Raw genomic sequence first — 22702 nt, forward strand, 5'->3', positions numbered from 1 at the left:
TATTCCTTAAGGAGAAGTTGGCAATGGGCTGCGATATGTTCATCAAGATTGACGGCATTCATGGGGAGTCGCGAGACGCAACGCACACAGATGAAATCGATGTAACCGAATGGAGTTGGAACGTCTCGCAGCAGTCGTCAATGCATTCGGGGTCTGGCGGAGGGGCGGTCAAGGCCACGGTCGCCGATCTGGGATTTACGCACACTATGGATCGCGCAAGTCCCAACCTTGCGAGTTATTGCTTTACTGGAAAGCATATCCCCAAGGCAGTACTTACGATGCGCAAGGCGGGATCGGTCCCTCACGAGTATGCACGAATTACTTTGTACGACGTTGTGATTACATACGTAGGGCCGGTTGCGAACGAAATCGGTTGCCAGGAGCATGTATGCCTCTCGTTCGCAAGAATGAAAAATGAATACATTGTGCAGAATTCGATAGGTGGTACAGGTGGCACAGTGACAGCGCTTATTGACGTCAAGGTCAACAAGAGCAACTAACATGGCGATGTCATTACCTGATACGGCAGACGAGCCTTCGTTTGCCTGGGATGCTGCCTTGAAACCGAGCGGCACTGGCCTGTTCGATATACGGCCTCCCAGTGTGCCGTTTGACGCGAAGCCTATCTACGACGCTGATCTGGACTGCATCATAGGCTACCAGCGGGAGTTCGGCGGCGTATCCCGCGTTTATTCGCTCGATGGAACGATTTCTGTAAGCGAAAAGCCGCTGGAAAGTCCTTTGATCGATCCGCTCGATGTGTTGTTTATCGTGGGCGGTATCTGGCGTGAAGGTCTTCGAGGTCTAACGGAATGGGGGATGAAGGGCGTAGGTTCGTCCATGAGGCGGGCCACGCTTTTCGGCTTGCGCGCGAGGTACTATGCACTAATGCAGCGGCCTCTGCAGTTCGCAACAAAGCCGCTCGTACACATGCAGAATCCGGGACGATACGTGCCTGTTCACGTTCTTCGCCTCGCAATCAAATATGGAAAGCGGACGCCGGATCCGCAAGGCACGAAGGGGCTGTTCATGTACACCTATCCAATGATGCGGAATGGCAAATCCTATGTTCTTGAGATTCTGGTCCGCGAAAGGGACTACACCATATTGCACTTCGTATTTGAACCGGTAAGAAAATGAGCGCAATCATTGTCCGCGTAGAACCACCAGATAATTCCCCTCTTGTTCGTGCGAATTGGGACGCGGACAGCCTGACAGTATCCTGCGATATCGAGTACACATCGGCTCCGTTCTCTGACGAAGGGCGGATGACATTGAGCACAGAACTCGACAAGCAATTCGGTATTGCTCCACCAAATTTCGTTCTGACGGGCGGGACGTTTTCGATGGCCCTTGATTCACGGAAGCGAATTGTCGATTGGGATATTTTCACTAACCCGACGCGTTGGTCTGAACGTCCATTGCATTTCGCGGAGGCGACATCTGCAACGCTACATATCGACGCAGCATTCGATGAGAATGGACACGGCGACGATATGGGCGAGCCGGAGGTTATCTATGAGCCGCGACGGGGGACGCTTTACCTTTCGTGGGGCGACGCAATTCATTGGTATTCGATCGGATCGTCGCTTGCCTTGGGTTTAACGGGCGAGAATCACCTGGCGCAGATTCGTCTTGATGGTTTGCACGTCCCGAAGCCTCAGCATTTAAAGCCGAGGTTACGGGATAGCCTACGCAAGCGCTTTTGGTTTGGTCCTGGGTAGCCTGAAAATGGCACACGCTTGATACGCGAGACTTTTGTCGTCTAAACGAAGACGAGCGCTCCGCCTTGATATGTCATTACCAGAACATAAAAAAAAGCCCGGATAACCGGGCTTCTAAAAGTCACTGCGTCCTCAAAGAGAACGCAGCACCTGCAAAACAGTGACTTACGCCGCGAGCAGCGAGCGCAGCACGAACGGCAGGATACCGCCGTGCTTGTAGTAGTCGACTTCGATCGGCGTGTCGATACGCAGCAGCACCTGCACGCGCTGCTCCGAACCGTCCTTGCGATGGATCACCAGCGTGACTTCCTGTTGCGGCTTGAAGTCGTCGCCAAGGCCTTCGACGTCGTACGTTTCTTCGCCCGTGATGTTCAGCGACTGGATGCTGTCCGAGCCCTTGAACTGCAGCGGCAGAACGCCCATGCCGACCAGGTTCGAACGGTGGATGCGCTCGAAGCTGCGTGCGACCACGGCCTTCACGCCCAGCAGTTGCGTGCCCTTCGCTGCCCAGTCACGCGACGAGCCCGTGCCGTACTCTTCGCCCGCGAAGATGACCGTCTGCGTGTTCGCGTCGATGTACTTCATCGCTGCGTCGTAGATCGGCATCTGTTCGCCGCTCGGTTGGTGAATCGTCAGGCCGCCTTCGACGCGCGTGCCGTCTGCCTTCGCCGGGATCATCAGGTTCTTGATCCGGACGTTCGCGAACGTGCCGCGCATCATCACGTCGTGGTTGCCGCGACGCGAGCCGTAGCTGTTGAAGTCGGCCTTCTGCACGCCGTTTTCCTTCAGCCACTTGCCTGCGGGCGAGTCTTCCTTGATCGAGCCGGCGGGCGAGATGTGGTCGGTCGTCACCGAGTCACCGAAGATGCCCAGTGCGCGCGCGCCCTTCACGGCGGCGATGCTCGAAGCCGGCTGCATCGAGAAGTCCGAACCGAAGAACGGCGGCTCGGCGATGTACGTCGACTTCGGCCAGTCGTAGACCTGACCTTCTTCGCCTTCGATCTTGCTCCACAGATCGCCCTTCTTCGTGAGCTGCGCGTAGTTCGTGCGGAACGCGTCGGAGTCCAGCGCGAACTTGAGCAGCGCGTTGACTTCGTCGCTCGACGGCCAGATGTCGCCGAGGTAGATGTCCTTGCCGCCCTTGCCCTTGCCGACGGGTTCCGTCATCAGGTCGCGCGTGATGGTGCCCGCGATCGCGTAAGCGACGACCAGCGGCGGCGAAGCCAGGAAGTTCGCGCGGATGTTCGGGTGGATACGCGCTTCGAAGTTGCGGTTGCCCGACAGCACGGCTGCCGCGACGATGTCGTTCTTCGTGATCGCTTCGTTCAGTTCCGGCGTCAGGTCACCCGCGTTACCGATACAGGTCGTGCAGCCGTAAGCGGCCAGCGTGAAGCCGAGCTTGTCGAGGTACGGCAGCAGGCCCGTCTTCGTCAGATATTCGGTGACGATACGCGATCCCGGCGCCAACGACGTCTTGATGTGCGGCGCAACTTCCAGACCGGCTTCGACGGCCTTCTTCGCCAGCAGGCCGGCTGCCAGCAGCACGCTCGGGTTCGACGTGTTCGTGCACGACGTGATCGCGGCGATCAGGATGTCGCCGTTCTTCACGTCGACGCCGTTGGTCGTCGTGTATTGCGTGTCGAGATCGGCGGCCTTCTTCGCGAAGCCGTTTTCGTTGACGGGCTTCGAGAACAGGTCCTGGAACGTCGACTTGACGTGCGTGATCTCGATACGGTCTTGCGGACGCTTCGGGCCGGCCAGCGACGGCGCAACCGTGCCCAGATCGAGCGTGACGACCTTCGTGTAGTCGATGGCGCCCGCGTCGGGAATGCCGAACAGGTCCTGCGCCTTGAAGTAGTTTTCGAAGGCGGAGATTTCGGCGTCCGTGCGGCCCGTGCCCTTGAAGTAGTCGATCGTCTTTTCGTCGACGGGGAAGAAGCCCATCGTCGCGCCGTATTCCGGCGCCATGTTGCCGATCGTCGCGCGGTCCGGCAGCGACAGCGAGCGCGTGCCTTCGCCGAAGAACTCGACGAACTTGCCGACAACCTTCTCTTTGCGCAGCAGTTCGGTGATGGTCAGGACCAGGTCGGTCGCCGTCACGCCTTCGCGCAGCTTGCCCTTCAGATGCACGCCGACGACGTCCGGCGTCAGGAAGTACACCGGCTGGCCGAGCATGCCCGCTTCCGCTTCGATGCCGCCCACGCCCCAGCCGACCACGCCGATGCCGTTGATCATCGTCGTGTGGCTGTCCGTGCCGACGAGCGTGTCCGGGTAGTAGACGGTGTCGCCGTTTTCAGCCTTCTTGTGCACGCCGCGCGCGAGGTATTCGAGGTTCACCTGGTGCACGATGCCGACGCCCGGCGGCACGACCTTGAACGTGTCGAACGCCTGCATGCCCCACTTCATGAACTGGTAGCGCTCGTTGTTGCGCTGGAATTCCAGCTTCATGTTCAGGTCCAGCGCGCCCTTTTCGCGGAAATGGTCGATCTGCACCGAGTGGTCGACGACGAGATCCACGGGAACCAGCGGTTCGATCGACTTCGGGTTCTTGCCCGAGCGCTGCGCGACGCCGCGCATGGCTGCGATGTCGGCCAGCAGAGGCACGCCCGTGAAGTCCTGCAGCACGACACGCGCCACGACGAACGGAATTTCATCGACGCGCGATGCCGTCGGCTTCCAGTTCGCGAGCTGCTCGATGTGTTCTTCCGAGATCTTCTTGCCGTCGTAGTTGCGCAGCACCGATTCCAGCACGAGGCGGATCGACACGGGGAGACGGTCGATCTTCACGTTCAGTGCCTTGCCGAGCTGCGGCAGCGAATAGAACTTGCCTTTGCCGGAACCGCTGTCGAATTCCTTGAGCGTTTTGTGGAGGTTGTGGGCCATGATAATTTTCCTGGGGTTTTCGAGGAAATGACGTTGCTACGTTTCTACTCAAATGACGTACAGGTCGACGTATTCATTGACCGGCATCGCTTCCAGCCGTGCCTGATCGAGCGACACATCGAGAATTGCCTGTTGCTGCTTCGCCGGAAAGCGCCGCGCGAGGTTGGTCCTGAACTTCTCGACCAGCAGCGGGATGCCTTCGGCGCGACGACGCTTGTGACCGATCGGATATTCGACCACCACCTCGTCGAACTTCGATCCGTCGGAGAACTCGATTGTCAGCGCATTTGCGATTGAGCGCTTGTCGGGGTCGTGATAATCCTTCGTGAAGCGCGGGTCTTCGACGCATTGCATCTTCGCGCGCAAGACGTCGATGCGCGGATCGCGCGCGATGTCGTCTTCGTAATCCGCCGCGGTGAGGCGCCCGAAAATCAGCGGCACGGCGATCATGTACTGGATGCAGTGATCGCGGTCGGCGGGATTGTTCAGCGGGCCTTTTTTATCGATGATGCGGATCGCCGCTTCGTGCGTGCGGATCGTGATCTTCGCGATATCTTCGGCGCGCTTGCCGCTCGCGCGCAGCTGCTCGTGCAGCGTCATCGCCGCTTCGGCAGCCGTTTGCGCGTGGAATTCGGCGGGGAAGGAGATCTTGAAGAGCACGTTCTCCATCACATACGAACCGTACGGACGCTGGAAGCTGAACGGCTGTCCTTTGAACAGCACGTCGTAGAATCCCCACGTCTTCGCCGTCAGCACCGACGGGTAGCCCATTTCGCCCGTCTTTGCGATCAGCGCGAGACGTACCGCGCGGGAGGTGGCATCGCCTGCTGCCCAGGACTTGCGTGAGCCCGTATTCGGCGCATGGCGGTAGGTGCGCAGCGCATGTCCATCGACAAACGCCTGCGAGACTGCGTTGATCAGCTCATCGCGCGTCAGGCCCAACATCTGGCCGACCACGGCCGTCGAAGCGAGCTTCACGAGCAGCACATGGTCGAGGCCGACCTTGTTGAACGAGTTTTCGAGCGCGATGCAGCCTTGAATTTCGTGCGCCTTGATCATGCCGATCAAAACGTCTTTCATGACCAGCGGCTTTTTGCCGTTGGCGATGGCGGTGCGCGAGAGCCAGTCGGCCGTCGCCAGAATGCCGCCGAGGTTGTCCGACGGATGGCCCCATTCGGCTGCGAGCCAGGTGTCGTTGAAGTCGAGCCAGCGGATCATTGCGCCGATGTTGAACGCGGCTTGCACGGGATCCAGCTGGAACGACGTGCCCGGCACCTTTGCGCCGTTGGGGACGATCGTGCCTGGCACGACGGGCCCCAGCAGCTTGGTGCAGGCAGGGTAGGACAGGGCCTCGAGTCCGCAGCCGAGCGTATCGATCAGGCAGTTACGCGCCGTCTCCAGCGCAAGATCGCTCTCGAGCCTGTGATTCAGTACGTAGTCGACGATATCGACCAGTACTGTGTCCGGCTCAGGCCGGACGTTGGAGATCGGTGCGGACATCGAGGTTGTCCTGTCAGGCTCGTTTTACTGAGCCTTGTTGATGGCGTTCGACTGCGTCGGCGCCGGTGCGCCTTCCGTCATGGCAGCCGTCTTGCACTCGTCGGCGAGACGCGAGCTGTCCTTGTCCGAGAACAACATGGCCTTGGTCGGGATCACGACGAGATCCATGCCGCTGGCTGCGTCGTGGAAACGGTCTGCGCCCGTCGTCGTGGCTTCACGCGGCAGGTTGTAGTTCTTGTTGCCCCAGTGGACGGTGACGATCTGGTCGCGCTTCATGTCGCCCTTCATTTCGAACGACAGGCCTTCGTTGCACGACCACTTTTCTGCGCCTTCCGGAATCGGATCGACCTTGGCTTCCTTGGCCGGATTCGGCTTGCGCTTGATCAGGCGCTTGGGCTGCGGTGCCTTCGGCTTGGCGTGCGTCGTGGTTTGTGCGAACGCGCTGGGCGCCGTCACCAGCAGTGTCGAAGACAGAGCGCCAATAACGGTAGCGATCAGCAGTTTTTTCATGGGATGGAACCTTTCTATCTAATTTCAAAAATTTAACAGTGCACGGTTGCGAAATTGCGACCGCCGGGGTACTGCACGCGCCCCGAGAGCGCACAGCGGACGCTATTTTCTCCTATTTAGCGCCACGAACTTCAAATTCTCCGGTCCCGTGTAGTTCGCGCTCGGTCGAATGATCTTGTTGTCGATGCGTTGTTCGATGATGTGCGCGGCCCAGCCGGAGGTCCGCGAGATTACGAACAGCGGCGTGAACATGGCCGTCGGCACGCCCATCATGTGATACGACACGGCGCTGAACCAGTCGAGGTTCGGGAACATCTTCTTGACGTCGCCCATCACGCTTTCGAGCCGCTCGGCGATGTCGAACAGCTTCATGTTCGACTGCTCTTTCGACAGCTTCTTCGCGACGTCCTTGATGACCTTGTTGCGCGGATCGGAGATCGTGTACACCGGGTGGCCGAAGCCGATCACGACTTCCTTGTTTTCGACACGACGGCGGATGTCGGCTTCCGCTTCATCCGGCGTCTGGTAGCGCGACTGGATTTCGAACGCGACTTCATTCGCGCCGCCGTGTTTCGGCCCGCGCAGCGCGCCGATTGCGCCCGTAATCGCCGAATACATGTCCGAACCCGTGCCCGCGATCACGCGGCCCGTGAAGGTCGACGCATTGAACTCGTGCTCCGCATACAGATTCAGCGACACGTGCATCGCATCGACCCACGACTTCGACGGTTCGACGCCATGCAGCAGATGCAGGAAATGGCCGCCGATCGAATCGTCGTCGGTTTCGACTTCGATCCGCTTGCCGTTGTGCGAGTAGTGATACCAGTACAGCAGCATCGAGCCGAGCGAGGCCATCAGCTTGTCGGCGATATCGCGCGCGCCGGGCAGGTTGTGATCGTCTTTTTCCGGCAGCACGGTGCCCAGAACGGACACGCCCGTGCGCATCACGTCCATCGGATGCGCGGCGGCGGGAATCCATTCGAGCGCCGCCTTCACGTTCGCGGGCAGGCCGCGCAGCGCCTTCAGCTTGGTCTTGTAGGCCGCGAGTTCGGCGACATTCGGCAGCTTGCCGTGCACCAGCAGATGCGCGACTTCTTCGAATTCACAGGCGCCTGCGATATCGAGAATGTCGTAGCCGCGGTAGTGCAGGTCGTTGCCCGTCTTGCCGACCGTGCACAGCGCAGTGTTGCCCGCCGTCACGCCCGACAGGGCCACGGATTTCTTCGGCTTGAAGCCGCTTGTTGTTTCCGGTGCAGCCGCTTGCGTCGTATCGCTCATTCCACGCGTCTCCTTGTTGTGCCGCTTACTTGTCCTGTTCGTTTTTGCTCGTGCCCTGGCTGAACAGCGCGTCGAGCTTCTGCTCGTACGCGTGATAGCCGATGCGATCGTACAGTTCTTCGCGCGTCTGCATCGTGTCGACGACGGCTTTTTGCGTGCCGTCGCGGCGGATCGCCGTGTAAACGTTTTCGGCGGCCTTGTTCATCGCGCGGAACGCCGACAGCGGATACAGCACCAGCGACACATCCGCGCCGCGCAGTTCGTCGACGGTGAACAGCGGCGTCGCGCCGAACTCGGTGATGTTCGCGAGAATCGGCACCTTCACGGCCTGGGCGAATTGCTTGTACATCGGCAGTTCCGTCATCGCTTCGGGGAAGATCATGTCGGCGCCCGCTTCGACGCAGGCCATCGCGCGGTCGATCGCCGATTGCAGCCCTTCGACGGCCAGCGCATCCGTGCGCGCCATGATGACGAAGTTGGGATCGGTGCGCGCGTCGACGGCGGCCTTGATGCGGTCTACCATCTCGCCCTGCGACACGATCGCCTTGCCCGGCCGATGCCCGCAGCGCTTTGCGCCGACCTGGTCCTCGATATGCATCGCGCCTGCGCCGGCCTTCGTCAGCGCCTTCACAGTGCGCGCGATGTTGAACGCCGACGGGCCGAAGCCCGTGTCGACATCGACCAGCAGAGGCAGATCGCAGACGTCGGTGATGCGGCGCACATCGGTCAAAACGTCGTCGAGCGTCGAGATGCCGAGATCGGGCAAGCCGAGCGAGCCCGCCGCGACGCCGCCGCCCGACACGTAGATCGCCTTGAAACCCTGGCGTTGCGCGAGCAGCGCGTGATTCGCGTTGATAGCGCCGACCACCTGCAACGGTTTCTCGGCGGCGACGGCTGCGCGGAATGCTGCGCCCGCGGACGTGTTTGCACTCGTGCTCATGATGCGGATGTCTCCGTTGCGGTCGTGTCGTTCGGCCCGAACAGCGGCGCGGCTTCGGCGGGCACGCTGCGGCCCGTCGAGCGGGCGCGGCGCAGCACCGACCAGTAATAGCGATAGCTCGCGCGATCGTGCAGCGTGTCGTGGTGGCGCGTCGGCCCCCATTGCGCGGACTGCGCGGCGAGCAGGATTTCAGTCGCAGTCGCGATCTCTTCGTCGCGCGGCGCGAAGGCCGACACGATGGCGGGGATCTGCGCCGGATGGATGCTCCACATGCGCGTGTAGCCGAATTCGTTGCGGGCGCGCAGCGCGTCGTTCGCGACCACGTTCATGTCGCGCACTTCCGTCGACACATTGTGCGACGGCACCTTGCCATGCGCATGGCATGCCGCCGAAATCTCCAGCTTCGCGCGCCGCACGAGCGGGTGATCGAACTGGCCGGGCGAGCGCATGGCCGTGTCGGGGATCGCGCCGTCGTGCGCGGACACGAAGTCCATCAGGCCGAAGCTCAGCGACTCGACGGCGGGCAGCGCGGCGAGATCGAACACACGCGTCAATGCGCCATGCGTTTCGACGAGCAATTGAACGGGAACGGGTTTGGCGATGCCGAGTTCGCGGCGCGTGGCCTCGATGAACGCGCACATTTCGGCGGCATCGGGCACGTTGCGGATTTTCGGCAACATGATGAACGCAGGCGCACGCTTCGCGGCGCGCAGGATGAGGCGCACGTCCTCGCGCCAGTGCGCATGGTTGAAGTCGTGAATCCGTACGCCGACGCGGCCGAAGCGGTCGTGCTCGCTGCCAAGCAGCGACGCGACGAGTTCGGCATGTTCCGCTTCACGGCCCACCTGCGCGCCGTCTTCGCAATCGAGCGTGATGTCGAAGACGGGCCCGAGTTCCTGCTGCAACGCGAGCGATTTGAGCATCAGCTTCTCGCTGCCCGAGTAGTGGTCGCAGGCAGGCAGCACTTTGGGCGGCGCTTCGCCGTCAAACAGGACTTCGGCGGGAGTCAATGCACGCATTCTCGGCGTCAGGGGCGTGGGTACTGTCTGGATATTCCGATTCGGGCGCGTTCTGCTGCTTCCCGGCTGCGAAGTGTCGCAGATCGAATCAAAACGCGCTCGGATCAGTGGTGCACAGCCGCATGCGGCTTGTCGCGCAAGCCGTCATGCGGGCTGTCAAACGCAAAAAACCGGAACCCGTCGCGTCGCAACGGAGTCCCGGTCTCTCTGCATCCGGCGATTAGCCGAGCAGGTGCTGAACGCCGTCGCGCTCTTCGAGCAGCTCGTTCAGCGTGTTGTCCATCTTCTCGCGCGCGAACGCGTCGATCTGCAGGCCTTCGACACGCTTGTACTCGCCGTTTTCGCACGTCACGGCAACGCCGTAGACGATGTCTTCGGGGATGCCGTACGAGCCGTCCGACGGGATGCCCATCGTGACCCACTTGCCGTTCGTGCCCAGAACCCAGTCACGCACGTGGTCGATTGCAGCGTTCGCTGCCGAAGCCGCCGACGACAGGCCGCGCGCTTCGATGATCGCCGCGCCGCGCTTGCCGACCGTCGGGATGAACGTGTTGCGGTTCCATTCTTCGTCGTTGATCAGCTTGGTCAGATCCTGGCCTTCTGCCGTTGCAACGCGGAAATCCGGGTACATCGTCGGCGAGTGGTTGCCCCACACGACCAGCTTTTCGATCGACGAAACCGGCTTGCCCGACTTCGCAGCCAGTTGCGACAGCGCGCGGTTGTGGTCCAGACGCAGCATGGCCGTGAAGTTCTTCTTCGGCAGATCCGGTGCCGACTTCATCGCGATGTAGGCGTTCGTGTTCGCCGGGTTGCCGACGACCAGCACCTTCACGTCGCGGCTCGCCACTTCGTTCAGCGCCTTGCCTTGCACCGTGAAGATTTCGGCGTTGGCCGACAGCAGGTCCTTGCGTTCCATGCCTTTCGAACGCGGGCGTGCACCGACCAGCAGCGCGACGTCGGCATCCTTGAATGCAACCTTGGGATCGTCAGTGACCACGACACCCGCGAGCAGCGGGAACGCGCAGTCTTCGAGTTCCATCACGACGCCTTTGACGGCGCCTTGCGCTTGCGGCAGGTCCAGCAGTTGCAGGATGACCGGCTGATCCTTGCCGAGCATGTCGCCATTGGCGATGCGGAACAGCAGGGAGTAACCGATTTGACCTGCGGCGCCGGTGACGGCAACGCGCTTTGCGGGCTTAGCCATTGAGAAATCTCCAGGACGATGCGTTGAACGCTAGGGAAAACGCCATTCTATATGCGCGTTAAGCGAAGCGTGGTTTAAGCACGGCGAATTCGTTTGCGCGAGCCCTGCAGGCGGTCCGGAGAAGGCCAGAAGACACGCAGCCGGCGAAGCCGCCGTGCCGGAATAATCTGTGCTGCCGAGCGTGGGGACGGGAAGATGCTTGCCTGTGTGCCGCCGTGGCGATACCACGATCGACGAAACTTTCGGGCCGCTGCATGGCGCGGGCTCCAGCAAACAGCGCGTTTCGGCGGGCATTGCGGCGTACGTGTCGGGCAATGCAGGGCGGAGCGAAACCTGAACTGCGTGAGGGAACAGCGTGATGCAGGGTGGCCTTTCGGTGCATCACGCTGTTGACATAAAGCGGTGTCAAAAATGCGTGGCACAACCCGCAAACCCTTGCTCGACAAGGAGTGTAGGAGTCGGGCGACACAAAGTCAACAGTATCTTATGTCTTATATAAGACATAACTATTGCGGGAAAAATCTGGACGACGCGAGGCGCTTTGTGTTGAAATGCGCGCATGAATTCGAACCCGGCCAGCACAGCAAACCCTCCCGGCGCGCCCGGCGCGGGTGACGCTGCGCCTGCCGCCGCGCCGGCTCCGTCGCCGACATTCAGCCCTCTCTATCAGCAGATCAAGGCGCTCATCACGCAGAGCCTCGAATCGGGTGAGTGGAAGCCGGGCGAGATCATTCCTAGTGAAGTCGAACTGGCCGCTCGTTACAAGGTCAGCCAGGGCACCGTGCGCAAGGCGATCGACGAACTCGCCGCCGACAACCTGCTGGTACGCCGTCAGGGTAAAGGCACCTTTGTTGCTACGCACAACGAAGAGCGCGCGCAGTTTCGCTTTCTCCGACTTCTCGCCGACGACGGCGCCGAACATCCGCATATCAGCAGGCTACTCGAATGCCGGCGTTTGCGTGCGTCGGCGGACATCGCGCGGCAGTTGGATCTGAAGCCGGCCGATCCCGTCGTGCTGATCAAGCGTCTTCTGACATTCGACGGCGAAGACACCGTGCTCGACGAAATCTGGCTGCCGGGCGGCGTGTTTCGCGGACTGACGCTCGAGCGCCTGTCGGAGTACAAGGGCCCGCTCTATGCGATGTTCGAAACGGAGTTCGGCACGCGCATGATCCGGGCGTCGGAGAAGATTCGCGCTGTCGCCGCCGATCCATCCGTTGCGGATCTTTTGCACGTGCCGACGGGATTTCCGTTGCTGTCGGTGGAACGCGTGTCCTATACCTATGGTGACCGTCCCGTTGAAGTGCGCCGGGGATGGTATGTCACAACCGGGTATTACTATCAAAACGATTTGAGTTGAACGAAGAAGCATTGCCGTGGGCTTGCGGCAAGGCTTGCGAGTGCCTTGATGCGTGCTTCGCGGCGCGCTTTCTCGAGCAGTGTTACGCTGCAGCGCGAAAAGAAAAGGCGCTAAAATTGCGGATTAGTGTGACTACATAGTAGGGGTCTAGCATGGCAGAAGCCGTAAAAAAACCGAGGCCGGAATTCCGGAACATCGGTATCGGGCAGATATTGGCGGCATACCGTCTCCCGCTGGCGGGACGCGTGTCGATTCTCCACCGCGTGAGCGGCGGGCTGCTGTTCATCTTCCTTCCGTTCCTGCTTTACCTCTTCGACCAGAGCCTGACTTCCGAACTGAGCTTCGAGGTGTTCAAGGGCTTCCTGTCGAACATCATCGTCAAGCTGATCACGCTGGTGCTCGCATGGGCGTTCCTGTTCCACTTCTGCGCGGGCGTGCGCCATCTGCTGATGGACACGAACCATGACGCCGTCACGAAGGAACGCGGCAAGAGCACATCGGTGGTCGTGCTCGTTGTGTCGTCGATCCTGACGATTGCCTTCGCGCTCAAACTGTTCGGAGCTTTCTAAAACATGTCCGCTAATAACCGGGTTGGCTCGAAGCGCCTCGTCGTGGGCGCGCACTACGGTCTGCGCGACTGGCTCGCGCAACGCATCACGGCCGTCGTCATGGCTGTGTACACCGTCATCCTGCTCGCGTGGTTCTTCGGCGCGCAGGCATTCTCTTACGACGGCTGGGCAGGCATCTTCGCCACGCAGTGGATGAAGCTCGCCACCTTCGTCGCGCTGCTGTCGCTGTTCTATCACGCGTGGGTCGGCATCCGTGACATCTGGATGGACTACATCAAGCCCGTGGGCACGCGGCTTCTGCTGCAGGCGCTGACGATCGTCTGGCTGCTCGCGTGTGCGGGCTACGCTGCGCAGATTCTCTGGAGAGTGTAAAAGAATGGTTGCAATCAAGAATTCTCTGCCGCGTCGCAAGTTCGATGTGGTCATCGTCGGCGCGGGCGGCTCCGGGATGCGCGCCTCGCTGCAGCTCGCGCGCGCGGGCCTCTCCGTGTGCGTGCTCTCGAAGGTGTTCCCGACGCGTTCGCACACCGTCGCCGCACAGGGCGGCATCGGCGCCTCGCTCGGCAACATGAGCGAAGACAACTGGCACTACCACTTCTACGACACGATCAAGGGCTCCGACTGGCTCGGCGACCAGGACGCGATCGAGTTCATGTGCCGCGAAGCGCCGAACGCCGTCTACGAACTGGAACACTTCGGCATGCCGTTCGACCGTAACGCGGACGGCACGATCTACCAGCGCCCGTTCGGCGGCCACACGGCGAACTACGGCGAGAAGCCGGTCCAGCGCGCGTGCGCTGCCGCTGACCGTACGGGCCACGCACTGCTGCACACGCTGTACCAGCAGAACGTCGCGGCGAAGACCACGTTCTTCGTCGAATGGATGGCGCTGGACCTGATCCGCGACGCCGAAGGCGACGTGCTCGGCGTGACCGCGCTCGAAATGGAAACGGGCGACGTCTACATCCTCGAAGGCAAGACCACGCTGTTCGCCACGGGCGGCGCGGGCCGGATCTTCGCGGCGTCGACCAATGCGTTCATCAACACGGGCGACGGCCTCGGCATGGCTGCACGCGCAGGCATCCCGCTCGAAGACATGGAATTCTGGCAATTCCACCCGACGGGCGTCGCCGGTGCCGGCGTGCTGATCACGGAAGGCGTGCGCGGCGAGGGCGGCATTCTGCGCAACTCGAACGGCGAGCGCTTCATGGAGCGCTATGCACCGACGCTGAAGGATCTGGCGCCGCGCGACTTCGTCTCGCGCTCGATGGACCAGGAAATCAAGGAAGGCCGCGGCGTCGGTCCGAACAAGGACCACGTGCTGCTCGACCTGTCGCACATCGGCGCCGAGACGATCATGAAGCGTCTGCCGTCGATCCGCGAAATCGCGCTGAAGTTCGCGAACGTCGACTGCATCAAGGAGCCGATCCCCGTCGTGCCGACCATCCACTACCAGATGGGCGGCATTCCGACGAACATCCACGGTCAGGTCGTGGGCACCGCGAAGGGCCACGAAGACCCGATCAACGGTTTCTACGCGGTGGGCGAATGCTCGTGCGTGTCGGTGCACGGCGCGAACCGTCTGGGCACGAACTCGCTGCTCGACCTGGTGGTGTTCGGCCGCGCGGCCGGCAACCACATCGTCAAGCACGTGAAAGAGATCAAGGATCACAAGCCGCTCCCGGCCGATGCCGCTGATTTCGCGCTGTCGCGTCTGGCGAAGCTCGACAATTCCAGCTCGGGCGAATACGCGCAAGACGTCGCCAACGACATCCGTTCGACGATGCAGAAGCATGCAGGCGTGTTCCGCACGTCGGCGCTGCTGGCTGAAGGCGTCGAGCGCATTCGCGAAGTGGCCGCACGTGCAGGCCACATCCATCTGAAGGACAAGTCGAAGGTGTTCAACACGGCGCGCGTGGAAGCGCTCGAAGTGGAGAACCTGATCGAAGTGGCGCGCGCGACGATGGTGTCGGCGGAAGCACGCAAGGAAAGCCGCGGCGCGCACGCGCAGAACGACTTCGAGCATCGCGACGACGAAAACTGGCTGCGCCATACGCTGTGGTACAGCGAAGGCGACCGCCTCGACTACAAGCCGGTACACATGAACCCGCTGACGGTCGAATCGGTGCCGCCGAAGGCACGGACCTTCTAAGGCACACGCACAAAAAGGACCCCACACAATGGCCAAGCGTACATTTGAAATCTATCGCTACGATCCGGACAAGGACGCCGCGCCGCGCATGCAGTCGTACGAGATCGAGATCGACTCGCACGAGCGCATGCTGCTCGACGCGCTGGTGAAACTGAAGGCGCTGGACGAAACGCTGTCGTTCCGCCGTTCGTGCCGCGAAGGCGTGTGCGGCTCGGACGCGATGAACATCAACGGCAAGAACGGTCTGGCGTGTCTGACGAACCTGAACGATCTGCCGCAGAAGATCGTGCTGCGTCCGCTGCCGGGACTGCCCGTCGTGCGCGACCTGATCGTCGACATGACGCAGTTCTTCAACCAGTATCACTCGATCAAGCCGTTCCTGATCAACGACACGCCGCCGCCGGAGAAGGAGCGTCTGCAGTCGCCGGAACAGCGTGACGAACTCGACGGTCTGTACGAGTGCATTCTGTGCGCGAGCTGCTCGACGTCGTGCCCGAGCTTCTGGTGGAATCCGGACAAGTTCGTCGGCCCGGCGGGCCTGCTGCAGGCCTACCGTTTCATCGCGGACAGCCGCGACGAGGCGACGGGCGAGCGTCTGGACAACCTGGAAGATCCGTACCGTCTGTTCCGTTGCCATACGATCATGAACTGCGTCGACGTGTGCCCGAAGGGGCTCAACCCGACGAAGGCGATCGGCAAGATCAAGGAATTGATGGTGCGCCGGACGGTCTGAGATGGACGACGCGTCACATCAGACCGACCCCCTTCGCCGCGCGCGCCTACGCTGGCGCGCACGGCGCGGCCTGCTGGAAAACGATCTGATCTTCGAACGTTTTTTCAGCCGATATGAGCATGAACTCAGTGATGCGGACGTGGGCGCGCTCACGCGCCTGCTCGAACTGAGCGATAACGACCTGATGGACTTGCTGCTCGCACGCAAGGAACCGGAAGGCGACCTCGCCGACGCAGATGTCAGGCGGGTGCTGGAGATGCTGCGTACGGTGTGAGCTTTGCCCGTATGCAGGTGAGTTTGATCCAGGCGTGCAATTATCGAAACCCTGTTTCCATACTTCGATTGAGGATGTGCTATGACCCCGTCAGATGTTAAAGCCACGCTATCGTTCAGCGACAACTCGCCGAGCGTTGAAATGCCGATTTACAAGGGCACGATGGGCCCGGATGTGATCGACATCCGTAAACTGTACGGTCAGACCGGCAAGTTCACGTACGATCCGGGCTTCATGTCGACGGCGTCGTGCAACTCGGCGATCACCTACATCGACGGTGACAAGGGCGAGCTGCTGTACCGCGGCTTCCCGATCGACAACCTCGCGCAAAACGCCGACTTCCTCGAAACGTGCTATCTGCTGCTGAAAGGCGAACTGCCGAACCAGGCGCAGAAGGACGAGTTCGTGAAGACGGTCACGAACCACACGATGGTTCACGAGCAGATGCAGTTCTTCTTCCGTGGCTTCCGCCGTGACGCGCACCCGATGGCGATCCTCGTCGCCGCAGTCGGCGCGCTGTCGGCGTTCTACCACGACTCGCTCGACATCACGAACCCGCGTCACCGCGAAGTCTCGGCGATCCGCATGATCGCGAAGCTGCCCACGCTGGTCGCAATGGCGTACAAGTACTCGATCGGCCAGCCGTTCGTGTATCCGCAGAACAATCTGTCGTACAGCGCAAACTTCATGCGCATGATGTTCTCGAACCCGTGCGAAGAGTACAAGGTCAACGAAGTGCTGGTCCGCGCACTGGACCGCATCCTGATCCTGCACGCAGACCACGAGCAGAACGCGTCGACGTCGACGGTGCGTCTGGCCGGTTCGTCGGGTGCAAATCCGTTCGCGTGTATCGCTGCCGGTATCGCGTGTCTGTGGGGCCCGGCGCACGGCGGTGCGAACGAAGCCGCGCTGAACATGCTGGAAGAGATCGGCTCGGTCGACAACATTCCTGAGTTCATCAAGCAGGTGAAGGACAAGAACTCGGGCGTGAAGTTGATGGGCTTCGGTCACCGCGTCTACAAGAACTACGACCCGCGTGCGAAGCTGATGCGCGAAACGTGCCACGAAGTGCTGAACGAACTGGGCCTGCACGACGACCCGCTGTTCAAGCTCGCAATGGCGCTCGAAAAGATCGCGCTGGAAGACGAATACTTCGTGTCGCGCAAGCTGTACCCGAACGTCGACTTCTACTCGGGCATCGTGCAGCGCGCGCTGGGCATCCCGACGTCGATGTTCACGTGTATCTTCGCGATGGCACGTACGGTCGGCTGGATCGCACAGTGGAACGAAATGATCGCCGACCCCGAACAGAAGATCGGCCGTCCGCGTCAGCTTTTCATCGGCGAATCGCCGCGCGAAGCAAAGCCGATCGCGAAGCGCTAGGCAGCAGGGCGCGTGAGCGCTCTACGCTTGCGTTAAACGCATCGAATAAAACACCCCAACGGTTCGCCGTTGGGGTGTTTTGTTTTTGGCGCGTCCCTGCGTCTTGCATCACCGCTGGTAGTGTCGATACAGGTATCGGCACTACCAGCCAACTCCCTGTTTTTTATCGGTTTTCTCGATGTTTGGTGCGCGCGCAAAGCCAACTGCGTGGCATAATCGACCGGACACGAACTGCCCGTTGTGATTACAACCCCCGCATACCATGGCACAGACTCTCTACGACAAATTGTGGAACACGCACGTGGTCCACACGGAAGAAGACGGTACGACGATTCTCTACATCGACCGTCAACTGCTGCATGAAGTGACCAGCCCGCAGGCCTTCGAAGGTCTGAAGATGGCGGAGCGTCCCGTGTGGCGCATCAGCGCGAATCTGGCGGTGTCGGACCACAACGTGCCGACCACGGATCGCAGCCACGGCATCGCTGATCCCGTCTCGAAGCTGCAGGTCGATACGCTCGACGCGAACTGCGACGCCTTCGGCATCACGCAGTTCAAGATGAACGACTTGCGCCAGGGCATCGTGCACATCATCGGGCCGGAACAGGGCGCGACGCTGCCGGGCATGACGATCGTCTGCGGCGACTCGCACACGTCGACGCACGGCGCGTTCGGCGCGCTGGCGCACGGCATCGGCACCTCGGAAGTCGAGCACGTGCTGGCCACGCAAACGCTCTTGCAGAAGAAGAGCAAGAACATGCTCGTGAAGGTCGAAGGCGCATTGCCGCGCGGTTGTACCGCGAAGGACATCGTGCTCGCCATCATCGGCAAGATCGGCACGGCGGGCGGCACGGGCTACGCGATCGAATTCGGCGGCTCGACCATTCGCGCGCTGTCGATGGAAGGCCGCATGACCGTCTGCAACATGGCGATCGAAGCGGGCGCGCGCGCCGGCATGGTCGCCGTCGACGATACGACTGTCGAATATCTGAAGGGTCGTCCGTACTCGCCGCAAGGCGTCGAGTGGGATCAGGCCGTCGAATACTGGAAGCAGTTCAAGTCCGACGAAGGCGCGCATTTCGATCGCGTGGTCGAACTGAACGCCGCCGAGATCGTGCCGCAAGTCACGTGGGGCACGTCGCCGGAAATGGTCACGTCCATCGACGGACGCGTGCCGGATCCGGAAAAAGAGAAAGATCCCGTCAAGCGCGACGCTATCGAGCGCGCGCTGCAATACATGGCGCTCGAACCGAACCTGCCCATCGAATCGATCAAGCCGGACAAGATCTTCATCGGCTCGTGCACGAACGCGCGCATCGAAGACATCCGCGCTGCCGCGTGGGTCGTGAAGAAGCTTGGCCGCCGCGTCGCGTCGAACATCCGTCTCGCGATGGTCGTGCCGGGCTCGGGTCTCGTGAAGGCGCAAGCCGAACGTGAAGGGCTCGACAAGGTCTTCACGGAAGCGGGCTTCGAATGGCGCGAGCCGGGCTGCTCGATGTGTCTCGCGATGAACGCCGACCGCCTCGAACCGGGCGAGCGTTGCGCGTCCACGTCGAACCGCAACTTCGAAGGCCGTCAAGGCGCGGGCGGACGCACGCACCTCGTCAGCCCGGCAATGGCTGCGGCTGCCGCCATCGAAGGGCATTTCGTCGACATTCGCAAGCTGGGATAAGCCCAACATGAACATCGATCGCATCGCACTTCTGCGCCGATTCGCACTCGCGACGCTCGCCGGGCTTCTGCTCGGCCTCGCCGGATGCAACACGGTGCACGGCTTTGGCGAAGACCTGCAGCATCTGGGCGGGTCGATCAGCGACAAGGCGGCAAAGTAAGCGGTTTTTGATTCGCCGGACGGCGTGAGTGACCTGCCCGGTCACGTAAGCGTAAAACGCGTCTTCCGGCTTCGAACAGGCTAAAGCGTCATGGATAAATTCACTGTACACACCGGCGTCGTGGCGCCGCTCGATCGCGAAAACGTCGACACGGACGCGATCATTCCGAAGCAGTTCCTCAAGTCGATCAAGCGAACGGGCTTCGGTCCGAATGCGTTCGACGAATGGCGTTATCTCGATCACGGCGAGCCCGGTCAGGACAATTCGAAGCGTCCGCTGAATCCCGATTTCGTGCTGAACCAGCCGCGCTATCAGGGCGCGTCTGTGCTCCTCGCACGCCAGAACTTCGGCTGCGGCAGCTCGCGCGAGCATGCGCCGTGGGCGCTGCAGCAGTACGGCTTCCGCGCGATCATCGCGCCGAGCTTCGCGGACATCTTCTACAACAACTGCTTCAAGAATGGTCTGCTGCCCATCGTGCTGACGGAACAGCAGGTCGACCATCTGTTCAACGAAACGTTCGCGTTCAACGGCTTCCAGCTGACCGTCGATCTGGAAAAGCAGGTCGTGCGCACGACGGACGGGGGCACCGAATATCCGTTCGACGTCGCTGCGTTCCGCAAATACTGCCTGCTGAACGGCTTCGACGATATCGGCCTCACGCTGCGTCACGCGGACAAGATCCGTCAGTACGAAGCCGAGCGCATCGCGAAGCAGCCGTGGCTGAACAATCGCCTCGTGCGCTGAACGTTTATCGCGCGTCTGAAGCCAGCTAGAAACCAACAAGGAACAAGCATGAAGATCGCAGTGTTGCCGGGCGACGGCATCGGCAAGGAAATCGTCAAGGAAGCAGTCAAGGTGCTGAACGTGCTCGGCGAAAAGTTCGAGCTCGAAGAAGCGCCCGTCGGCGGCGCGGGCTACGAGGCGGCGGGCCATCCGTTGCCGGAAGCCACGCTCAAGCTCGCGAAGGAGGCGGACGCGATCCTGTTCGGCGCAGTCGGCGACTGGAAATACGATTCGCTCGAGCGCGCGCTGCGCCCGGAACAGGCGATTCTCGGCCTGCGCAAGCATCTGCAGCTGTTCGCGAACTTCCGTCCGGCCATCTGCTATCCGCAGCTGACGGGCGCGTCGTCGCTGAAGGAAGAGATCGTTTCGGGCCTCGATATCCTGATCGTGCGTGAACTGAACGGCGATATCTACTTCGGCCAGCCGCGCGGCGTGCGTCAGGCGCCGGACGGCCTGTTCGAAGGCGCGAAGGAAGGTTTCGACACGATGCGTTACGCGGAGCCGGAAGTGCGCCGCATCGCGCACGTCGCGTTTCAGGCGGCGCAAAAGCGCGGCAAGAAGCTGACGTCGGTCGATAAAGCCAATGTGCTCGAAACGTCGCAATTCTGGAAGGACATCATGATCGATGTGTCGAAGGAATATGCGGACGTCGAGCTGTCGCACATGTACGTCGACAACGCGGCGATGCAGCTGGTGAAGGCGCCGAAGTCGTTCGACGTGATCGTCACGGGCAACATGTTCGGCGACATTCTGTCGGACGAGGCGGCCATGCTGACGGGCTCGATTGGCATGCTGCCGTCGGCTTCGCTCGACAAGAACAACAAGGGTCTGTACGAGCCGTCGCATGGCTCGGCGCCGGATATCGCGGGCAAGGGCATCGCGAATCCGCTCGCTACGATCCTGTCCGCCGCGATGATGCTGCGTTATTCGCTGAACCGCGCCGAACAGGCCGACCGCATCGAAAGCGCCGTGAAGAAGGTGCTGGAGCAGGGCTATCGTACGGGCGACATCCTCACGCCGGGCTGCAAGCAGGTCGGCACGGAAGCGATGGGCGACGCCGTGATTGCCGCGCTGTAATTGTTGAGTAATGCGCGTGAATCGCCCCGTTTTGGGCTCGATTCACGCGAATCGTGGCGTGCGCGCCGCACAAAACGGGTTTTCGTGTAGACTCTGCTGATGGCGACGATTCCTCAAATCACCTCGATTTCGACACTGCGCGGCAAAACGGCCCGCGTGGTTGCGCTCGCCATTACCATCAAAACGATTACCCCGAAAACGATCACGAAGCGCTGATCGTCCGTCGTGCCCGCCCATCTTCCCCGCGCGGTCACTGCGGGCAAAGATGCGGGGAAGTTTCCACTCGAAGGGTAAGTCATGAACGTAGGTCTCGTAGGTTGGCGCGGCATGGTCGGCAGCGTCCTCATGCAACGCATGCAGGAAGAACGCGATTTCGACCTGATCGAACCGGTGTTTTTCAGCACCAGTAACGCGGGCGGCGATGCGCCGTCGTTCGCCAAGAACGAGACCAAGCTCAAAGATGCGACAAGCATTGACGACCTGAAGAAGTGCGACGCCATCATCTCCTGCCAGGGCGGCGACTACACGAACGAAGTGTTCCCGAAGCTGCGCGCAGCGGGTTGGGACGGTTACTGGATCGACGCAGCTTCGGCGCTGCGCATGAAGGATGACGCCGTCATCATTCTCGATCCCGTCAACCTCGACGTGATCAAGAACGCGCTGGTCAAGGGCCAGAAGAATTTCATCGGCGGCAACTGCACGGTCAGCCTGATGCTGATGGCGCTGGGCGGCCTGTTCCGCGAAAACCTCGTCGACTGGATGACGGCCATGACGTATCAGGCCGCATCGGGCGCGGGCGCGCAAAACATGCGCGAACTGCTGCAGCAGATGGGCACGCTGTACGGTTCGGCGAAGGAAGATCTGGCCGATCCGTCGTCGGCGATTCTCGACATCGACCGCCGCGTGCTGGCCGCAATGAACAGCGACCGCATGCCGACGGACCACTTCGGCGTGCCGCTCGCCGGCTCGCTGATTCCGTGGATCGACAAGGATCTCGGCAACGGCATGTCGAAGGAAGAGTGGAAGGGTGGCTCGGAAACCAACAAGATTCTCGGCAAGCCCGCGATGGGCCAGCCGGGTTCGATTCCCGTCGACGGTCTGTGCGTGCGTATCGGCGCAATGCGCTGCCACTCGCAGGCGCTGACCATCAAGCTGAAGAAGGACGTGCCGCTCGACGAAGTGAACGGCATCCTCGCGTCGGCGAATGACTGGGTGAAGGTCGTGCCGAACGAGCGCGAAGCGTCGATCCGCGATCTGTCGCCGGCTGTCGTGACGGGCACGCTGACGGTTCCCGTCGGCCGTCTGCGCAAGCTGGCGATGGGTGGCGAATATCTGTCCGCATTCACGGTCGGCGATCAGCTTCTGTGGGGTGCTGCAGAGCCGCTGCGTCGTATGCTTCGCATTCTGCTCGACAAGTAAAGTAAACTAACGCGTTAGCTGAACGACGCGTTCAAAACTCCAAAAAGCGTCGCGATTTCGCG

General features: G+C 61.3%; 22 protein-coding genes. 15 read left to right on the forward strand and 7 right to left on the reverse strand.

The features are described from left to right. Positions 1–23: 23 nt before the first annotated feature. From QEN71_RS17520 to QEN71_RS17530, 3 genes are read left to right on the forward strand one after another with little or no spacing between them, the layout of a single operon-like run. A complete protein-coding gene (locus QEN71_RS17520) occupies positions 24–500 on the forward strand; it encodes an Hcp family type VI secretion system effector (protein WP_201648136.1) in 477 nt (158 codons plus the stop codon). 1 nt (position 501) lies between these two features. Continuing rightward, a complete protein-coding gene (locus QEN71_RS17525) occupies positions 502–1140 on the forward strand; it encodes a hypothetical protein (RefSeq protein WP_201648134.1) in 639 nt (212 codons plus the stop codon). After that, a complete protein-coding gene (locus QEN71_RS17530; protein WP_201648133.1) occupies positions 1137–1724 on the forward strand; it encodes a hypothetical protein in 588 nt (195 codons plus the stop codon). Before QEN71_RS17525 ends, QEN71_RS17530 begins: the two co-directional genes overlap by 4 nt. Positions 1725–1889: 165 nt before the next feature. Here QEN71_RS17530 and acnA read toward each other — a convergent pair whose 3' ends face one another. The 7 genes from acnA to QEN71_RS17565 form a co-directional block, all read right to left on the reverse strand. Beyond that, entirely contained in the window at positions 1890–4607 is a 2718-nt protein-coding gene (gene acnA, locus QEN71_RS17535; protein WP_201648131.1) for an aconitate hydratase AcnA, read from the reverse strand. A 48-nt stretch (positions 4608–4655) separates the two neighbouring features. Continuing rightward, on the reverse strand, positions 4656–6107 hold the full coding sequence (locus QEN71_RS17540; RefSeq protein WP_201648129.1) for a bifunctional 2-methylcitrate dehydratase/aconitate hydratase: 1452 nt from the start codon (positions 6105–6107) through the stop codon (positions 4656–4658). Between the two features lie 24 nt (positions 6108–6131). After that, positions 6132–6617 carry a hypothetical protein gene (locus QEN71_RS17545; protein WP_201648127.1) on the reverse strand — a complete coding sequence of 162 codons (486 nt, stop codon included), beginning with the start codon at positions 6615–6617 and terminating at the stop codon, positions 6132–6134. Between the two features lie 102 nt (positions 6618–6719). Continuing rightward, on the reverse strand, positions 6720–7895 hold the full coding sequence (prpC, locus tag QEN71_RS17550; RefSeq protein WP_201648125.1) for a bifunctional 2-methylcitrate synthase/citrate synthase: 1176 nt from the start codon (positions 7893–7895) through the stop codon (positions 6720–6722). A gap of 25 nt (positions 7896–7920) precedes the next feature. Next, positions 7921–8835 carry a methylisocitrate lyase gene (gene prpB, locus QEN71_RS17555; protein WP_201648123.1) on the reverse strand — a complete coding sequence of 305 codons (915 nt, stop codon included), beginning with the start codon at positions 8833–8835 and terminating at the stop codon, positions 7921–7923. Beyond that, entirely contained in the window at positions 8832–9854 is a 1023-nt protein-coding gene (locus tag QEN71_RS17560) for an HpcH/HpaI aldolase/citrate lyase family protein (protein ID WP_201648122.1), read from the reverse strand. The genes prpB and QEN71_RS17560 overlap by 4 nt, the downstream gene beginning before the upstream one ends. A gap of 220 nt (positions 9855–10074) precedes the next feature. Further along, on the reverse strand, positions 10075–11058 hold the full coding sequence (locus tag QEN71_RS17565) for a malate dehydrogenase (protein ID WP_201648120.1): 984 nt from the start codon (positions 11056–11058) through the stop codon (positions 10075–10077). Positions 11059–11617: 559 nt separating this feature from the next. On the opposite strand from QEN71_RS17565, the gene QEN71_RS17570 reads away from it, so the two are divergent. The 12 genes from QEN71_RS17570 to asd all read left to right on the forward strand — a co-directional run bounded on the left by QEN71_RS17570 (position 11618) and on the right by asd (position 22640). Continuing rightward, positions 11618–12418, forward strand: a complete 801-nt coding sequence (locus QEN71_RS17570) for a GntR family transcriptional regulator (protein WP_201648118.1) — start codon at positions 11618–11620, stop codon at positions 12416–12418. Positions 12419–12570: 152 nt separating this feature from the next. After that, on the forward strand, positions 12571–12987 hold the full coding sequence (gene sdhC / locus QEN71_RS17575) for a succinate dehydrogenase, cytochrome b556 subunit (RefSeq protein ID WP_290468210.1): 417 nt from the start codon (positions 12571–12573) through the stop codon (positions 12985–12987). Between the two features lie 3 nt (positions 12988–12990). Beyond that, complete coding sequence (sdhD, locus tag QEN71_RS17580) at positions 12991–13359, forward strand: succinate dehydrogenase, hydrophobic membrane anchor protein (protein WP_201662969.1); 369 nt, start codon at positions 12991–12993, stop codon at positions 13357–13359. Between the two features lie 4 nt (positions 13360–13363). Beyond that, positions 13364–15139, forward strand: a complete 1776-nt coding sequence (gene sdhA, locus QEN71_RS17585) for a succinate dehydrogenase flavoprotein subunit (RefSeq protein WP_290468211.1) — start codon at positions 13364–13366, stop codon at positions 15137–15139. 28 nt (positions 15140–15167) lie between these two features. Then, positions 15168–15872, forward strand: coding sequence for a succinate dehydrogenase iron-sulfur subunit (locus QEN71_RS17590; RefSeq protein WP_201649727.1), 705 nt, complete (start codon positions 15168–15170; stop codon positions 15870–15872). 1 nt (position 15873) lies between these two features. Further along, entirely contained in the window at positions 15874–16146 is a 273-nt protein-coding gene (locus QEN71_RS17595) for an FAD assembly factor SdhE (protein WP_223957607.1), read from the forward strand. A gap of 81 nt (positions 16147–16227) precedes the next feature. After that, the gene (gltA, locus tag QEN71_RS17600) at positions 16228–17529 is read left to right on the forward strand and encodes a citrate synthase (RefSeq protein WP_201660000.1); all 1302 of its coding nucleotides are present in this window, start codon (positions 16228–16230) and stop codon (positions 17527–17529) included. Positions 17530–17791: 262 nt separating this feature from the next. Next, entirely contained in the window at positions 17792–19201 is a 1410-nt protein-coding gene (leuC, locus tag QEN71_RS17605; protein ID WP_201659997.1) for a 3-isopropylmalate dehydratase large subunit, read from the forward strand. Between the two features lie 7 nt (positions 19202–19208). Further along, positions 19209–19361 (forward strand): entericidin A/B family lipoprotein, encoded by a 153-nt coding sequence (locus QEN71_RS17610; protein WP_007579623.1) that lies wholly within the window; start codon positions 19209–19211, stop codon positions 19359–19361. A 90-nt stretch (positions 19362–19451) separates the two neighbouring features. Then, positions 19452–20105 carry a 3-isopropylmalate dehydratase small subunit gene (leuD, locus tag QEN71_RS17615; RefSeq protein ID WP_201659994.1) on the forward strand — a complete coding sequence of 218 codons (654 nt, stop codon included), beginning with the start codon at positions 19452–19454 and terminating at the stop codon, positions 20103–20105. A gap of 48 nt (positions 20106–20153) precedes the next feature. Next, positions 20154–21221, forward strand: coding sequence for a 3-isopropylmalate dehydrogenase (leuB, locus tag QEN71_RS17620; RefSeq protein ID WP_201659991.1), 1068 nt, complete (start codon positions 20154–20156; stop codon positions 21219–21221). A gap of 297 nt (positions 21222–21518) precedes the next feature. Next, positions 21519–22640, forward strand: coding sequence for an aspartate-semialdehyde dehydrogenase (gene asd / locus QEN71_RS17625; protein WP_201659988.1), 1122 nt, complete (start codon positions 21519–21521; stop codon positions 22638–22640). The last annotated feature ends 62 nt before the right edge of the window (positions 22641–22702 follow it).

The organism is Paraburkholderia sabiae, assembly GCF_030412785.1.
Lineage (GTDB): Bacteria > Pseudomonadota > Gammaproteobacteria > Burkholderiales > Burkholderiaceae > Paraburkholderia > Paraburkholderia sabiae.

Excerpts from the sequence above, each read along its gene's own strand:
- QEN71_RS17520 (WP_201648136.1), top strand. The coding sequence starts at position 24 with ATGGGCTGCGATATGTTCATCAAGATTGACGGCATTCATGGGGAGTCG.
- QEN71_RS17525 (WP_201648134.1), top strand. The coding sequence starts at position 502 with ATGGCGATGTCATTACCTGATACGGCAGACGAGCCTTCGTTTGCCTGG.
- QEN71_RS17530 (WP_201648133.1), top strand. The coding sequence starts at position 1,137 with ATGAGCGCAATCATTGTCCGCGTAGAACCACCAGATAATTCCCCTCTT.
- acnA (WP_201648131.1), bottom strand. The coding sequence starts at position 4,607 with ATGGCCCACAACCTCCACAAAACGCTCAAGGAATTCGACAGCGGTTCC.
- QEN71_RS17540 (WP_201648129.1), bottom strand. The coding sequence starts at position 6,107 with ATGTCCGCACCGATCTCCAACGTCCGGCCTGAGCCGGACACAGTACTG.
- QEN71_RS17545 (WP_201648127.1), bottom strand. The coding sequence starts at position 6,617 with ATGAAAAAACTGCTGATCGCTACCGTTATTGGCGCTCTGTCTTCGACA.
- prpC (WP_201648125.1), bottom strand. The coding sequence starts at position 7,895 with ATGAGCGATACGACGCAAGCGGCTGCACCGGAAACAACAAGCGGCTTC.
- prpB (WP_201648123.1), bottom strand. The coding sequence starts at position 8,835 with ATGAGCACGAGTGCAAACACGTCCGCGGGCGCAGCATTCCGCGCAGCC.
- QEN71_RS17560 (WP_201648122.1), bottom strand. The coding sequence starts at position 9,854 with ATGCGTGCATTGACTCCCGCCGAAGTCCTGTTTGACGGCGAAGCGCCG.
- QEN71_RS17565 (WP_201648120.1), bottom strand. The coding sequence starts at position 11,058 with ATGGCTAAGCCCGCAAAGCGCGTTGCCGTCACCGGCGCCGCAGGTCAA.
- QEN71_RS17570 (WP_201648118.1), top strand. The coding sequence starts at position 11,618 with ATGAATTCGAACCCGGCCAGCACAGCAAACCCTCCCGGCGCGCCCGGC.
- sdhC (WP_290468210.1), top strand. The coding sequence starts at position 12,571 with ATGGCAGAAGCCGTAAAAAAACCGAGGCCGGAATTCCGGAACATCGGT.
- sdhD (WP_201662969.1), top strand. The coding sequence starts at position 12,991 with ATGTCCGCTAATAACCGGGTTGGCTCGAAGCGCCTCGTCGTGGGCGCG.
- sdhA (WP_290468211.1), top strand. The coding sequence starts at position 13,364 with ATGGTTGCAATCAAGAATTCTCTGCCGCGTCGCAAGTTCGATGTGGTC.
- QEN71_RS17590 (WP_201649727.1), top strand. The coding sequence starts at position 15,168 with ATGGCCAAGCGTACATTTGAAATCTATCGCTACGATCCGGACAAGGAC.
- QEN71_RS17595 (WP_223957607.1), top strand. The coding sequence starts at position 15,874 with ATGGACGACGCGTCACATCAGACCGACCCCCTTCGCCGCGCGCGCCTA.
- gltA (WP_201660000.1), top strand. The coding sequence starts at position 16,228 with ATGACCCCGTCAGATGTTAAAGCCACGCTATCGTTCAGCGACAACTCG.
- leuC (WP_201659997.1), top strand. The coding sequence starts at position 17,792 with ATGGCACAGACTCTCTACGACAAATTGTGGAACACGCACGTGGTCCAC.
- QEN71_RS17610 (WP_007579623.1), top strand. The coding sequence starts at position 19,209 with ATGAACATCGATCGCATCGCACTTCTGCGCCGATTCGCACTCGCGACG.
- leuD (WP_201659994.1), top strand. The coding sequence starts at position 19,452 with ATGGATAAATTCACTGTACACACCGGCGTCGTGGCGCCGCTCGATCGC.
- leuB (WP_201659991.1), top strand. The coding sequence starts at position 20,154 with ATGAAGATCGCAGTGTTGCCGGGCGACGGCATCGGCAAGGAAATCGTC.
- asd (WP_201659988.1), top strand. The coding sequence starts at position 21,519 with ATGAACGTAGGTCTCGTAGGTTGGCGCGGCATGGTCGGCAGCGTCCTC.